Source organism: Micromonospora sp. Utrum1 (assembly GCF_057197805.1).
Genome location: NZ_CM170071.1, coordinates 4,935,674 through 4,950,233 on the forward strand (window position 1 = coordinate 4,935,674; position 14,560 = coordinate 4,950,233).

Here is a 14,560-nt window from a genome sequence, read left to right on the forward strand (position 1 = left end):
GTGAGCTTCGGCTCAGCGGGCGGCCAGGTCGTCCCTGCTCAGGCCGCCTCGAGGCCGGTGCGCAGGGCGCGCAGCGCATAGTGGGTCCGGGACTTCACCGTGCCGATCGGCACTCCCAGCCGGCCCGCGACCTCTTCCGGTGACCGCCCGACCAGATAGACCTCGGAGAGCAGGCTGCGCTGCGCGGGGCTCAGCCGGCCGAACGCGTGCCGGATGGCGTGCGACGCCAGCGCCGCGCCGGTGGTGTCGTCACCGGCGGGAATCCAGGTCATGTCGACGAGATGGACCTCGGCCGGGCGGCCCCGCCGCCGCCGGACGCCGTCGATGACGAGCCGCCGGGCGACGGTGGAGAGCCACCGGCGGGCGGCATCGGGATCGACCGGCACCGAGTCGAGGTGACGCCAGGCCCGCAGCATCGTCTCCTGGAGCAGATCCTCGGCGCTCTGCCGCTGGCCGCGGGTCAGCACGAGCAGGAGACGCAGCACGGCACGGGCGTGGTCCGCGTGCAGCGCGGTCATGCGTTCGGCCGGGCCGGCCGGTGATCCGTCGAGTGCCCGCAGCACGACATCTCCCCCATACGCAGGAGCAACGGTGAATGCGGCACGAGCCTAGGGACGAGCGATGCGAATGGACTGACGCGAAAGTGCGAATCGAGTGCCGTCGCCGACCGCGACCGGTCACGGACGTGACGTGACCGCCGCGAGCAGGCCGGCCAGCCGCCGACCGGTCGGGGTCTGCGCGTACGGGATCAGGGCCTGCGCCTCCTGCCATGCCCGCACCGCGGCGTCCTGGTCGCCGGCGGCGGCGAGGGCGTCGCCGAGCAGCGCCAGCACCTCCGCGGCCGGCGCCGACGCCGAGGCCTCCTGGTAGGTGACGGCCGCCTCGCGCCAGCAGTCGACCGCCTTGCCGAGCTCCCGTCGGGCGGAATGCACCCGGCCGAGCACCTCCCACGCCTCGGCGATGCCCAGCCTGTACCGCGCTCCGCGCGACAGCGCCATGGCCTGCTCGGCGCAGCGCACGGCCTCCTCCTCCCGGCCCAGTTCGGTGTAGCTCGCGGCCATGATCACCAGGACGTCCGCGAGCAGTTTGTCGTCTCCGGCGGCCCATGGCCCCAGCGCCGCGGAGAGCGCCCGGACGACCTCCTCGTGTCGCCCCTGGGCGCTCAGAATCATCGCCCGGTTGATCCCGGCCCGGGTCATCTCGTCGTACAGGCCGAGCCGGGCGAGCAGCTCGACCGCCTGGTCGAGGTGCCCCACCGCGGTCTCGTGCTCGTGCCGGAAGTAGGCCGCGCCGGCCAGGCTGCGGTGCATCCGGGCCTGTCCGACCAGGTCGCCGCCCGACCGGGCGGCCTCGAGGGCCACCTCGCCGGTCGTCGTCCAGTCGGCCCACCGGCCGCTGAAGTCGAAGAAGTGCTGCATGCCCAGGGCGAGCTGCCAGGCCTCGGTGTGCCGGCCCTGCCGGGCGGCCCGGCCGACCAGCGCGATCAGAACCTGGCGCTCGGCGGTGAACCAGCGCATGGCGTCGCCGTGGTCGGCGAAGCGCAGCGGGGTCTCGGCCGGCCCCGGTTCGATCATCGGCTGGTACTCGGAGGTCAGCAGCCGTCGGTGCGCCTGGTAGGCGGTTGCCCGGTAGAACTGCAGGCAGCGCAGCTCCGCGGCGGCGCGCTAGGCCGGGCCGTCGTTCTCCTCGCCGAGTTCCGTGGCGTAGGCCAGCAGCAGGTCGTGGGTGCGGTAGCGGCCCGGCAGGTCCTCGCTGACCAGGTGCGCCCGGCTCAGCTCGCCGAGCAGTGCCCGCGAGCTGCGCAGCGAGACGCCGGCCAGGCCCGCCGCCCCGGCGATCGAGATGTCGGGGCCGGGATGGACCGGCAACAGCCGGAAGAGCCGGGCGGCCGGCGCGGAAAGTGCCTGGTAGGACCAGGAGAAGACGGCACGCAGGCCGGTCTGCGGGTCGTCGCCGTCGAAGCCGTCCAGGCTCCCGGGCGTCTGGGCCAGCTCGGCGGCGATCTGCGCCGGTGGTGTCTGCGGCAGGCTCGCCGCGCGGGCGGCCACCACGGCCAGCGCGAGCGGCAGCCGTCCGCAGCTGGCGATGATGGCGTCGATCGCGGCCGGGTCCGTCGCGACGCGGCCGGCGCCGAGCGGCCCCAGGAGCGCCGTGCGCGCCTCGTCGACGCTCGGCAGGCCGACCGGCAACGGGTGGGCGCCGGCCATGGTCAGCAGGGTGCTGAGCCGGCTGCGGCTGGTGACGATCACCAGGCAGCCGGGGCTGCCCGGCAGCAAGTGCCGGATCTGCTCGGCGTCCCGGCAGTTGTCGAGCATGATCAGCAGGCGTCGGCCGGCAAGGCTGCTGCGGTACATGCCGGCCTGGGCGTGCAGCTCGGCGGGAATGCTCTCCTGGGGCACCCCGAGCGAGCCGAGGAAGCCGCGCAGCGCCTCGGACGGGCTCATGGCCGGCTCCCGCCCGTCGTATCCGCGCAGGTCGACATAGAGCTGCCCGTCCGGGTAGCCGGCGGCGAACCGGTGGGCGAGGTGGACGGCGAGGGCGGTCTTGCCGACCCCGGGCATGCCGTCGATCGCGAGCACCGCCGGCCCGCCCGGGCGCGCGACCGCCGCGCGGGCCTCGGCGATGAGGTCGTCGCGGCCGCTGAAGAAGGGCAGGTCCGGCGGGAGCTGCGCGGGCCGCGGGAGTGGCGACGGCGACCCGGTACGCGCCGGCCGGGTGCGCTGGTGCAGCAGCCGGTCGTACGCCTCCCGCAGCTCCTCGCCCGGATCGATGCCCAGTTCGTCGGCGAGCCGGCGGCGCACCACCCGGTACATCTCGACGGCTTCCGCCTGGCGGCCGTCGGCGGCGAGCGCCAGCAGCAACCGGCTCTGCAGCGACTCGTCGAGCGGATGCTGCTCGGCGGCCTGCCGCAACGGCGCCAGCACGGCGCTCGGCCGGCCGCAACGCTCGGCGGCGTCGGCGGCCTCGCGCACGGTCTGGGCGCGTTCGGCCTCCACGGCGAGGAACGCGGGATGCAGGCGGGAGGCCGGTTCCAGGCCCGCGGCACAGCGGCCGCGCCACAGCCGCAGCCCGTCGAGGGAATGTCGCAACGCCGACTCCGGGTCGCCGTCCTGCAGGCTGCGGCTCGCCAGCCGGCTCAGCGACCGGAACTTGAGCAGGTCGAGGGACTCCGCGTCGGCGCGCAGCCGATAGCCGGAGAGCTCCCGGAGGATGTGCCGGCCCGCCGACCGGGTGGGCAGGCCGGGCTCGAGCAGCCGCCGGAGCGCCCCGACGTGCCGGTGCACGACGTTCGCGGCGCTGGCCGGGGCCTCCTCGTCCCAGAGCAGGTCGACCAGCTCGGCCAGGGAGACCGGTGAACCGGCCCGGGCCAGCAGCAACGCGAGCACCAGGCGCTGCTGGCGGGCGCCCAGACGCAGCTCGGCGCCGGCGCGGACGACCCTGATCGAGCCGAGCACCGAGAAGCCGATCCTCTCCCCCGCCTCCGCCAGCACAGCGAGAACGGTAACCGGCCGCTCCGCCATCCGGAGCTTCCGGCCGCCGGCCCAGGGCGCGAGGCCTGGGCGTTCGACCTCGTCGAGGACGAAGCGGGGCGGCGTATCCGTCATGCCGTACTCGCCTGAACCACGGCCGCCCGTCGGATTTGTACGGGTGTTCGGGGACGTCCGATCAGAACGGGGCGCGGGCCGTCCGGTTCGCGAAGGCGGGGTGGCGGGTTGCCGGCCCGCTCGCGTTCCGTAACGACCTAACGACCTTGGACGCCTGTCCTTAAGGGGGCCCGCTTCGCCGCCCTCTGGCGGACGGGACCCTTGACCCGGTCCCGTCCGTACCGGTCTGCGGCAACACGGACAGGAGTACTCGTGGCTGAGGTGCACCAGATTCCGCCCCCACCGGCGCCGGCACCGCGCTCGGCTTGGCAGCGACACGGCGCGCAGCACGAGGGACCCCGCGAGGTGTCGTCACCCGCGCCCGGCACGGGACGAGCGGCGACCTGCCGGCACTGCCAGCAACGGCTGTTCGAGGACCCGCTGTGGGGGTGGATGCACGAAGGCCGTCGATACCTGTGTCAGGACCCGGCAACCGGGGAGTTCCTGTGCCTGCCGGCGACGCCCGCCCAGCCGCCCTCGGATCCGGCGGAAAGCTGAGCCCCTGGTCAGCCGGGCCACAGCTCGCTGCCGCCGCGCGGACGAGGGTGGCGGTCAGCAGCAGCGCGGGGCCTTCTCCCGCCCGTTGCCGGACACTAGGCTTCGCCGCATGGTGAGGTGGCGGTGGCACCGCGACACGGCGAACATCGCCCTGGTGCTCGCGGTCGGCCTGGTGGCTCTGCTCGGCCTGGTGGTGCAGTCCCGTGGCATCGACACCGCCGCCGAATGGGCGGCACTGCCGGCCGTGCTGGCATCCGCCGGCGCGCTGCACCTGCGCCGCCGCCATCCGGTGGCGGTGGGCGTGGTGGCGCTGGCCGCCGTGGGCGCGTACGGCGCGCTGCTGCACCGGCCCGGGCCGATCATGCTGGTGTTCGTCGTGGCGCTCTACACCGTCGTCGACGAGGGGCACCTCGCGGTCGCCATCGGACTCGGTCTCGCCTCGGTGGTCGCCTTCGCCGTCGCGGACGGCTATGGCCGGACGGCCGACGGTGGGAACGGGGCGACGCTGCTGCACGCCGGTTGGCTCGTCGCGGTCATCGTCGGTGTGACCCGCAACCGCCGGGCCTACCACGCCGAGGCGCAGGCCCGGGTGCTCGCCGCGGAGCAGGGCAAGGAGGAGGAGGCCCGGCGCCGGGCCACCGAGGAGCGGCTGCGCATCGCCCGCGAGCTGCACGATGTGCTCGGCCACCACCTCTCGCTGATCAACGTGCAGGCCAGCGCCGCGCTGCACCGCCCGGACCCCACCCGGTCCACCCAGGCGCTCACCGCGATCAAACAGACGAGCAAGGAGACGCTGCGTGAGCTGCGTACGACGCTCGGAGTGCTGCGGCGGGAGGGCGAGGCGCCGACCGCGCCGGCGCCGGGCCTGAACCGCCTCTACGAGTTGGTCACGACGGCCGGGCGGTCCGGGCTGGAGGTCCGCACCGAGCTGGCCGAGACCCGGCCGCTGCCGCCGGAGGTCGACCTGGCGGCGTACCGGATCGTCCAGGAGGCCCTCACCAACGTGACCCGGCACGCCGGTGCGACCGCCGCGGTGATCCGGGTCCGGCCCGACCGCGACGACGTGCTGGTGGAGGTGGAGGACGACGGCACCGGCGCACCGGGCACGCCCGGCATCGGGATCCTCGGCATGGGCGAGCGGGCCCGGGCGTTGGGCGGTTCGCTGACCACTGGCCCGGGCGCGGACGGCGGCTTCCGGGTGTGCGCCCGCCTCCCACTACCGCCCGGCCCGGTGCCGGCGGGAGCGCCGGCGCTGCGATCGGGGCCGGGGGACGCGGCATGATCCGGGTGCTGCTCGCCGACGACCAGACCCTGGTACGCGCCGGGTTCCGGTCCATTCTCGACGGAGAGGACGGCATCGAGGTGGTCGGCGAGGCCGCTGACGGCGCCGAGGCGGCGCGGCTCGCCCGGCGGCTGCGGCCGGACGTCGTCCTCATGGACATCCGGATGCCCGGGCTGGACGGCCTGGCCGCCACCCGGGAGATCGCCGCGAGCTCCGATGTCCGCGTGATCATCCTGACCACCTTCGACCTGGACGACTACGTCTACGGCGCGTTGCGGGCCGGCGCGAGCGGCTTCCTGGTCAAGGACACCGAGCCGGCGGAGCTGATCCACGGGGTGCGGGTGGTGGCGCGCGGCGACGCGTTGATCGCGCCGTCGATCACCCGCCGGCTGATCTCGGAGTTCACCGCCCGGGTCAGGCATCCGGACCCGGGGCCGCGGCTGAGCGCGCTCACCGAACGGGAGCGCGAGGTGATGGGGCTGGTCGCCGCCGGCCTGTCCAACGACGAGATTGCCGCGCGGCTGGTGCTGAGTCCGGCCACCGCGAAGACGCACGTCAGCCGGATCATGACCAAGACCCAGGTCCGTGACCGGGCCCAGTTGGTGATCCTCGCGTACGAGTCCGGACTGACCGTCCCCGGCTGGCTCGCCCGCTCCTGACGAACCACCTCCGGGACTCACCACATGGCACTGACCCGGCGCCGTGGCCGGGTCAGCGGGGTCGGCCGGGTCAGCCGGTGCGGCGGGAGCGGGCCAGGGCCAGCCCACCGACGTTCGTGCCGATCAGGCCCAGCACCAGGCCCACGATGGCCCCGGCTCGCCCTTGGCCGGTGCCGAAACCCTCGGTCGTCTCGGCCAGATGCAGCACGCTGAGGACCATGCTGGTCAGCCCCAGCACCACGGCCACCATGGCCCCGGCTCGCCCCGAGCCGGTGCCGACACGACCGGCGGAGCGGGCTCGAGCCAGCCCACCGATGACCACGCTGATCAGCCCCAGCAGGGCGAACGCGGTGGCCCCGACTCGCCCGGAGCCGCCGACGCCACCGGCGGCGACCGAGGCGTGCGCGGCCGCCGGTGTGGCGAGTCCGGACCCGATGAGCAGGGCGGGAGCGGCGGTGGCAACCACGTGACGGATGGACATTGAGGATCCCTTCGGTCGCATGACGGGTGCTGGCGGCAGCGTATGCAGCGGTGTGCTCGCGCGTCGTCATGCCGGAGTTGCCGTTGGGCCTACCACCCGGGTTGTCCGCGCTCCGGGCGTCGTACGACCGAGGTTGTCTCGCGGGTCCGTCGAGCGCCGGCCGGCGGCGTTGCTCGGGCGTCGGCGTACCCACCCTTGTCGGCCTCCCGGACGGCCGTGCGATCAGGCCGCGGCGGGCGCGGCCAGAAGCGCGCGCAGCTCCCGTACCGCTGCCCGCCCGGCGCGGTTCGCGCCGACCGTGCTCGCGGACGGCCCGTAGCCGACCAGGTGGATCCGGGGGTCGGCGACCACCCGGGTGCCATCCATGACGATGCCGCCGCGGGGCCCCCGCAGCCGCAGCGGGGCCAGGTGGTCGAGCGCCGGCCGGAAGCCGGTGCACCAGAAGATGATGTCCACGTCCTGCGCCGCGCCGTCGCGCCACCGGACGCCGTCGGGGACGATCCGGTCGAACATCGGGCGGCGTTGGAAAAGACCCCGTTCCCGGGCTTCGAGCAGCTGCGGTGTCCATGCCAGTTCGGTCGCGCTGGCGATGCTTCCCGGAGGCAGGCCGGCGCGTACCCGCGCGTCCACCTTCGCGACCACCTCGCGTCCGTGGTCCGGAGTGAACGGCCCGTCCCGGAACACCGGCGGCCGGCGGGTGACCCAGGTCGTCGTCGCCGCGACGTCGGCGATCTCGACCAGCAGTTGCACGGCCGAGGCTCCGCCCCCGACGACGACCACCCGCTTGCCGGCGAACTCCGCCGGCCCCCGGTAGTGGGCGGTGTGCAGCTGCCGCCCGCGGAACGTCTCCTGTCCGGGGTAGTACGGCACGAACGGCCTGGTCCACGTTCCCGTGGCGTTGATCAGTGCGCGGGTGGTCCAGGTGCCCTTGTCGGTTTCGACCAGGAGTCGTCCGTCGGGGGCGTTCCGGACTGTCGTGACGGCGACCGGCCGCTGCACGTCGATGCCGAATTCCCGCTCGAAGGCGGCGAAGTAGGTCGGCACCGCGTCCGCGGCGGGTTGGTCCGGCGGCGGTGGCGTGAAGTGCAGGCCCGGCAGGTCGAAGATCCCGTGCACGGTCGCCATGCGCAGCGTCGGCCACCGGTGCTGCCAGGCCCCGCCCGGGGCCGGGTCGGCATCGAGGACGACGAAGTCGAGACCTGAGGAGCGCAGGTGGTACGCGCTGGACAGTCCCGCCTGCCCAGCCCCGACAACCACCACATCCGTCTCCGGCACGTGTCGGACAACGTCTGAGGCTCGCCCAGACCTTCCCTCCGGCGATGGATCTCACACCGCCGGGTCGACCGGACTCGAAGGCGAACGGACCCCGGTCGATCGCTGGTGGATCGACCGGGGCCCGTCGTTGGGAGCCGGGTCAGGCGACGTCGTACCGGTCGAGCTCCATGACCTTCGTCCAGGCCGCGACGAAGTCGGCCACGAACTTCTCGCGCGCGTCCTCGCTGGCGTAGACCTCCGCGAGGGCCCGCAGCTGGGAGTTGGAGCCGAAGATGAGGTCGACCGCGGTGGCGGTCCACTTCACCTCGTCGGTGGCCAGGTCGCGGATCTCGTACACGTGCTCCTCGGACTCCGACGCCTTCCACCGGGTGCCCGGGGAGAGCAGGTTGGCGAAGAAGTCGTTGGTGAGCACGCCGGGCCGATCGGTGAGGACACCGTGCTTCGCGCCCCCGACGTTGGCCCCGAGGGAACGCAGGCCGCCGATGAGGACGGTCATCTCGGGCGCGGTCAGGCTGAGCATGTAGGCACGGTCGACGAGCAGCACCTCCGGCTGGGTCTTCTCGCCCGGACGCAGGTAGTTGCGGAACCCGTCGGCGCGCGGCTCGAGGACGCGGAACGACTCGACGTCGGTCTGCTCCTGAGTCGCGTCGGTGCGGCCCGGACGGAACGGCACGGTCACCTCGACGCCGGCGTCGCGCGCGGCCTTCTCGACGGCGGCCGAGCCGGCCAGCACGATCAGGTCCGCCAGCGAGATCTGCGCGCCCCCGGCGGAGTTGAACTCCCGCTGGATGCCCTCGAGGGTCGCCAGGACCGTCGCGAGCTGCTCGGGCTGGTTGACCTCCCAGCTGCGCTGCGGCTCGAGACGGATCCGCGCGCCGTTGGCGCCGCCGCGCTTGTCGGTGGAGCGGAAGCTGGCGGCGGAGGCCCAGGCGGTCGAGACCAGCTGGGCGGTCGTGAGGCCGGACTCCAGGATCTTCGCCTTGAGGGCGGCGACGTCGGCGTCACCCACGAGCTCGTGCTCGACGGGCGGCACCGGGTCCTGCCACAGCTGCGGCTCGGCGACCCACGGCCCGAGGAAGCGGCTGACCGGACCCATGTCGCGGTGCAGCAGCTTGTACCAGGCCTTCGCGAAGGCCAGCGCGAACTCGTCGGGGTTCTCCAGGAATCGGCGCGAGATCTTCTCGTACGCCGGGTCGACGCGCAGCGACAGGTCGGTCGTCAGCATCGTCGGCTTGTACTTCTTCGACGGGTCGTACGGGTCCGGGATGATCGCCTCGGCGTCCTTGGCGACCCACTGCTTGGCGCCGCCGGGGCTCGTGGTCAGCTCCCACTCGTAGCCGAAGAGGATCTCGAAGAAGCGGTTGCTCCACTGCGTCGGCCGGTCGGTCCAGGTCACCTCGAGACCGCTGGTGATGGTGTCCGGGCCCTTGCCGGTGCCGTGGGTGCTCAGCCAGCCCAGGCCCTGCGCCTCCAGCGGGGCGCCCTCGGGCTCGGGGCCGACGTGGTTGTCGGCGACGGCGGCGCCGTGGGCCTTGCCGAAGGTGTGGCCACCGGCGATGAGGGCGACGGTCTCCTCGTCGTTCATCGCCATCCGGGCGAAGGTCTCGCGGATGAAGTGCGCCGCCGCGAGCGGGTCCGCGTTGCCGCGGGGGCCCTCCGGGTTGACGTAGATGAGGCCCATCTCGGTCGCACCGACGCCGGTCACCATCTCCTTCTCGGAGGCGTAGCGCTCGTCACCGAGCCAGGTGTCCTCCGGACCCCAGAAGATCTCCTCGGGCTCCCAGACGTCCTCGCGGCCGAAGCCGAAGCCGAAGGTCTTGAAGCCCATCGACTCCAGGGCGACGTTGCCGGCGAGCACGAGCAGGTCGGCCCACGAGATTTTCTGGCCGTACTTCTGCTTGACCGGCCAGAGCAGGCGGCGGGCCTTGTCCAGGTTGGCGTTGTCCGGCCAGCTGTTGAGCGGGGCGAACCGCTGACCGCCGTCGCCGGCGCCGCCGCGACCGTCCTCGATCCGGTAGGTGCCGGCGGAGTGCCAGCTCATCCGGATCATCAGGCCGCCGTAGTGCCCGAAGTCGGCCGGCCACCAGTCCTGCGAGGTGGTGAGGGCGGTGACGATGTCCTGCTTGAGGGCCTCGACGTCGAGCTTGGCGAACTCCCTGGCGTAGCTGAAATCCGCACCGAGCGGGTTGCCCTTGGGCGAGTGCGCGTGCAGCACCGACAGGTCGAGCTGGTTGGGCCACCAGTCCCGGTTGGTGCGCGGGCGACCGCCGGTCTTCGGGGTCGGGGAGTCGATCGCCGGGTTCTCGCTCTCGCTGCCGTGCGCGGTCACGGAGTCGTGCGCGACCGGGCAGCCGGCCGCCGCCTTCTTGTCCACGCCCTGCGCGCTGGAGGGCGCGTTGTCCTGGGTGTCGCTCATTTGCTTCCTTCCGAACTGGCGGATCACTGGGAGGTGCGTTCGGTCGCACAGTCGGGGCAGGTGCCCCAGTAGACGACCTCCGCCTCGTCGACCACGAAGCCGTGGTCGTCGGAGGCGGTGAGACAGGGTGCATGGCCGACAGCACAGTCGACGTCGGCGATCGCGCCGCAGGAGCGGCACACGACATGGTGGTGGTTGTCCCCCACCCGTGACTCGTACCGGGCGGTCGCCCGGGCCGGCTGGATGCGCCGCACCAGACCGGCGTCGGTGAGCGCACGCAGCACGTCGTACACCGCCTGGTGGGAGACCGTGGGATGATCCGCCCGTACCAGGGCGATCACGGTGTCGGTGTCGGCGTGCGGATGGTCCCGCAGCGCGGCGAGCACCGCCAACCGGGGCCGGGTCACGCGCAACGAGACCGACCGCAGCTGCGCCGCGAAGTCGGACGTCACGGGACCAACATAGTCCACTCTTTTGGAATGAATCAAGTTTTGCCGCGATCTCGATCCGCGGATCTTCGAGGCGGACTGCCGTTGGTCAGCTCCTCGCCGGCGCGGGCCTTCGCCGCCAGGGAAGACCCTCGCTGGTCACGCCGTGATAGATGATCATGACGATGATTCCCAGCAGGCCGAACAGCGGGTTCACGATCAGGGCGAGCAGCCCGGTCAGACCGTAGAGAACGAGACCGGTGATCGGGCGGGCCTCCTGCGCGCGAACGTGGTCCGGGTCGATGTGGCCCGCGCGCAGCGCCGGGTGACGGCGTAGATAGCCGAAGAACACCAACCAGGGCGCCGACATCAGCGCCGCAGCGAGCGCGTACATGACGACAGCCACCCTCAGGTCGTCGGTGTCGCCGCCGACGAGCGCCGACGCCAGGACCGCGGTCGGAAACGGGATGATCACCACACCGAAGAGGATCGCGATGTTGATCCAGTTGAGCGCCAGGGTGGTGCCGCGGACGAGCCGTAGCAGGGCGTGGTGATTGAGCCAGAGGACGCCGATGTAGATGAAGGACACCACGAACGCCAGGTAGGACGGGGCTTCCCTGCCGAGCGACGCCAGCAGCTCGCCCTCGTGGTATTCCGGCACCCGCAGGTCCAGCACCAGCAGGGTGATGACGATGGCGAAGACACCGTCGCTGAACGCGGCCAGCCGACCGGTGTCGGGCAGTTGGCGCGCCGGGCCTGTCGGCTGGGCCTCTTCGGGACCTGCGGGCACGGCCGAACGCTAACAGTGACGGCACGGTGGACGGGTGCGATCAGCGGGGAAAGCCCATCGCCGGCGTGCCGGTGATCTCGATCATGAAGCGGCGCGGCGAGACCTTCGTCCGTGTCCGCACCGGGGAAGCATGCCCGGAGCGGCCGCACACGCGGGTCGGACCGGCGGCGTAGGCGAGGGTCCCACGCCGGCCGGCCGACCTCGTGGCTGCCGGTGCTCGGCGGCCTCAGCTGCTCCGGGTGAACAGGGCGGCGTACCGGGTGAGGTACAGCGGCCATCCCTCGTCGTGACTGACGCCGTCGTGGACGGACTGCCAGCCCGGGCCGTGCCGGTCGAGGTGGCGGTGTTCCAGCTCCACCCGGGTGCGTTGCGGGGTTTCGGCGATGAAGCGGACCTCGACCTCGCTGGTGTTGTCCGGGTCGGTCTCCACCTGCCACCGGGGGCTGATGTCCCAGCTGAACACGACCCGGTTCGGCGGTTCGTAGGCGAGCACGCGTGCCCAGCGGCATTCGCTGCCGTCGACACCTCGGTCGTAGATGTGGCCGCCGACCTTGGGTTCGAACACCGTTTCCGCGATCGCCGCACCGAGCAGGTTGTGCTCCGGCGGCTTGAAGTCACCGAACCGCTCGGTGAACACGGTGAACGCCCGTTCCAGCGGCGCCTCGACGACGATCTCCCGGCGGACGGCCGGGGCTGTTGTCTCGGTCATGGGGTCTCCTCATTCGGTTGTTCGACGACGGCCTTGTAGCTGTCCAGCGCGCGGTGCCAGAAGGTGTCCAGCTGGTCCCGGAGCGCGGCCACGGCCACCGGATTGAGCCGGTAGACCCGGCGGGTTCCGGCCGCCCGGTCGGTGACCAGCCCGGCGTCCTTGAGGACCTTGAGGTGCTGGGACACCGCCGGTCGGCTGATCGGCAGTTCGTCGGCGAGTTCGCCGACGGCGCGGGGTCGCTCGGCCAGGCACTCGACGATGGCGCGTCGGGTGGGATCACCCAACGCGTCCCAGCCATCGCCCGTTCGGTAAGTAGCCACGAACGGTAAGCTACCGCTTACGGCTCCCGCGAGTCAAGGCCGTCAGGCGTCAGCCGCCGGCCGCGTCCAGCGCGGCGCGCAGCCGGGCCAGGAACCGGCCGAGCTCCGCCGGGCCGGCCCCGTCCAGCACCCGGCGCATCACCGCCGAGCCCACGGCCACGCCGTCGGAGTAGCCGGCGGCCTCGCCCGCCTGTTCCGGGCCGGAGATGCCGAACCCGAGCACCACCGGCAGGTCGGTGGCCTGCCGCAGCGACGCCACCAGGTGGCGGCCGGACTCGCGCAGCTCGGACTGCTCGCCGGTGGTCCCCATGACGCTGACCGCGTACACGAAGCCGCGGCTGCGCTTGGCGATCTCGATCCGGCGTCGCGCCGGGGTGGACGGCGAGGCGAGCAGCACGAGATCGACCTGCGCGTCCTCCGCCGCCGTGGCGACCGGGTCCGCCTCGTCGATCGGCAGGTCCGGCACGATCAGGCCGCGCACCCCGGCATCGGCGAGGGCGCCGCAGAACGCGTCCACACCGTTGCGCAGCACCAGGTTGGCGTAGGTGAACGCGATCAGCGGCACCGGCAGCCCGAGCCGGGACGCCTCGTCCAGGATGCGTCCCGCCGTCGCGCCCCGGCTCAGCGCCTGGTACGAGGCCTGTTGGACGACCGGGCCGTCCAGGGTCGGATCGGAGAACGGGAGGCCGACCTCGATGGCGTCGGCGCCGGCGTCCACCGCGGCCCGGAGCAGGTCGGTCCAGTCCTCGGTGATCCCGCCGGTCACGTACGGCACGAGCAACTTCCGGCCGGCCGCCCTGGCCGCGCGGCTCCGGGTCTCCAGTGCGTTCACGACAGCTCCATGAGGGTCGACATGTCCTTGTCACCCCGGCCGGAGAGGGTGAGCATCACCCTGGCGGCCGGGGGGATCGTGCCGTCGCCGGCGGCGCGGATCACCCAGGCCACCGCGTGGGCGGACTCCAGCGCGCAGAGGATGCCCTCGGTGCGGGCCAGCCGGTGCGTCGCCGCCAGGACCTCGGCGTCGTCCACGGTCACGTAACTGGCCCGGCCCAGATCCGCCAGGTACGCGTGCTCCGGGCCGACGCCCGGGTAGTCCAGGCCCGGCGCGATCGAGTGGGCCTCGGTGATCTGTCCGTGCGCGTCCTGCAGGACCTTCGACCGGAAACCGTGCAGCACGCCCGTGGAGCCGGCGCTGATGGCGGCGCCGCCGGCGGCCTCGACGCCGACCAACCGGGCCGGTGTGTCGACGAAGCCGGCGAACGTGCCGGCCGCGTTGGAGCCCCCGCCGACGCAGGCCACGACGAAGTCGGGGGCGCCGGCGCGGAGGGTGGCCGCGCACTGCGTGCGGGCCTCGTCGCCGATCACCCGCTGGAACTCCCGGACCATCCAGGGGTACGGGTGCGGACCCATCGCCGAGCCGAGGCAGTAGTAGGAGTCCTCGACGGCGGTGACCCAGTGGCGCATCGCCTCGCTGCACGCGTCCTTGAGGGTGCGGCTGCCCGAGGTCACCGGGACCACCTCAGCGCCGAGCATCTTCATCCGGAAGACGTTGAGCTGCTGCCGCTCGGTGTCCCGCTCGCCCATGAAGACCGTGGTCGCCATGCCGAGCAGGGCGCCCGCCGTGGCGGTCGCCACGCCGTGCTGACCCGCGCCGGTCTCGGCGATCAGCCGGCGCCGGCCCATCCGCCGCGCCAGCAGCGCCTGGCCCAAGACATTGTTGATCTTGTGCGAGCCGGTGTGGGTGAGGTCCTCCCGCTTCAGCAGCAGATTGATACCCAGCTCCGCGGAGAGCCGCGCCGCCGGGGTCAGCGGCGTCGGCCGGCCCACGTAGATCGAGAGCACCTGGTGCAGCTCGGCCCGGAACAACGGGTCGGCCCAGGCCTCGGCGAACGCCCGCTCGACCTCCTCGCAGGCGGGCACGAGCGACTCCGGGACGAAGCGGCCGCCGTACTCGCCGAACCTGCCGAGTCCGACCGGCGGGCGGCTGTCGGCCGCGACGACCGGACGACCGGCGCGCAGGAGCTGGTCCATGACACTCCTCCTCAGGGTTCTAGAACT

At 72.9% G+C, this 14,560-nt stretch carries 14 protein-coding genes; 2 read left to right on the plus strand and 12 right to left on the minus strand.

Annotated elements, in window-relative coordinates:
- Window positions 1-38: 38 nt before the first annotated feature.
- The 3 genes from AC0OLQ_RS23220 to AC0OLQ_RS23230 form a co-directional block, all read right to left on the minus strand.
- On the minus strand, window positions 39-563 hold the full coding sequence (locus AC0OLQ_RS23220) for a sigma-70 family RNA polymerase sigma factor (protein WP_484528017.1): 525 nt from the start codon (window positions 561-563) through the stop codon (window positions 39-41).
- Window positions 564-677: 114 nt separating this feature from the next.
- A complete protein-coding gene (locus AC0OLQ_RS23225) occupies window positions 678-1,574 on the minus strand; it encodes a hypothetical protein (protein WP_484528018.1) in 897 nt (298 codons plus the stop codon).
- Window positions 1,575-1,664: 90 nt separating this feature from the next.
- On the minus strand, window positions 1,665-3,605 hold the full coding sequence (locus AC0OLQ_RS23230; protein WP_484528019.1) for an AfsR/SARP family transcriptional regulator: 1,941 nt from the start codon (window positions 3,603-3,605) through the stop codon (window positions 1,665-1,667).
- Between the two features lie 646 nt (window positions 3,606-4,251).
- On the opposite strand from AC0OLQ_RS23230, the gene AC0OLQ_RS23235 reads away from it, so the two are divergent.
- Window positions 4,252-5,424: a sensor histidine kinase gene (locus tag AC0OLQ_RS23235; RefSeq protein WP_484528020.1), complete on the plus strand. Its 1,173-nt coding sequence runs from the start codon at window positions 4,252-4,254 to the stop codon at window positions 5,422-5,424.
- Complete coding sequence (locus AC0OLQ_RS23240; protein ID WP_484528021.1) at window positions 5,421-6,083, plus strand: response regulator; 663 nt, start codon at window positions 5,421-5,423, stop codon at window positions 6,081-6,083. Before AC0OLQ_RS23235 ends, AC0OLQ_RS23240 begins: the two co-directional genes overlap by 4 nt.
- 70 nt (window positions 6,084-6,153) lie before the next feature.
- Here the strand turns inward: AC0OLQ_RS23240 and AC0OLQ_RS23245 are convergent, their stop codons facing one another.
- The 9 genes from AC0OLQ_RS23245 to trpB form a co-directional block, all read right to left on the minus strand.
- Entirely contained in the window at window positions 6,154-6,564 is a 411-nt protein-coding gene (locus AC0OLQ_RS23245) for a DUF6223 family protein (protein ID WP_484528022.1), read from the minus strand.
- 222 nt (window positions 6,565-6,786) lie between these two features.
- Window positions 6,787-7,839 carry an FAD-dependent oxidoreductase gene (locus AC0OLQ_RS23250; protein ID WP_484528023.1) on the minus strand — a complete coding sequence of 351 codons (1,053 nt, stop codon included), beginning with the start codon at window positions 7,837-7,839 and terminating at the stop codon, window positions 6,787-6,789.
- A 139-nt stretch (window positions 7,840-7,978) separates the two neighbouring features.
- A complete protein-coding gene (katG, locus tag AC0OLQ_RS23255) occupies window positions 7,979-10,255 on the minus strand; it encodes a catalase/peroxidase HPI (protein WP_484528024.1) in 2,277 nt (758 codons plus the stop codon).
- 23 nt (window positions 10,256-10,278) lie between these two features.
- Window positions 10,279-10,707, minus strand: a complete 429-nt coding sequence (locus tag AC0OLQ_RS23260; protein ID WP_484528025.1) for a Fur family transcriptional regulator — start codon at window positions 10,705-10,707, stop codon at window positions 10,279-10,281.
- Window positions 10,708-10,792: 85 nt separating this feature from the next.
- Window positions 10,793-11,473, minus strand: coding sequence for a TMEM175 family protein (locus AC0OLQ_RS23265; RefSeq protein WP_484528026.1), 681 nt, complete (start codon window positions 11,471-11,473; stop codon window positions 10,793-10,795).
- A 226-nt stretch (window positions 11,474-11,699) separates the two neighbouring features.
- On the minus strand, window positions 11,700-12,182 hold the full coding sequence (locus tag AC0OLQ_RS23270; protein WP_484528027.1) for an SRPBCC family protein: 483 nt from the start codon (window positions 12,180-12,182) through the stop codon (window positions 11,700-11,702).
- On the minus strand, window positions 12,179-12,502 hold the full coding sequence (locus AC0OLQ_RS23275) for an ArsR/SmtB family transcription factor (protein WP_484528028.1): 324 nt from the start codon (window positions 12,500-12,502) through the stop codon (window positions 12,179-12,181). The genes AC0OLQ_RS23270 and AC0OLQ_RS23275 overlap by 4 nt, the downstream gene beginning before the upstream one ends.
- Before the next feature lie 49 nt (window positions 12,503-12,551).
- The gene (gene trpA, locus AC0OLQ_RS23280) at window positions 12,552-13,334 is read right to left on the minus strand and encodes a tryptophan synthase subunit alpha (protein ID WP_484528029.1); all 783 of its coding nucleotides are present in this window, start codon (window positions 13,332-13,334) and stop codon (window positions 12,552-12,554) included.
- Window positions 13,331-14,533 (minus strand): tryptophan synthase subunit beta, encoded by a 1,203-nt coding sequence (gene trpB, locus AC0OLQ_RS23285; protein ID WP_484528030.1) that lies wholly within the window; start codon window positions 14,531-14,533, stop codon window positions 13,331-13,333. Before trpB ends, trpA begins: the two co-directional genes overlap by 4 nt.
- Between the last annotated feature and the right edge of the window lie 27 nt (window positions 14,534-14,560).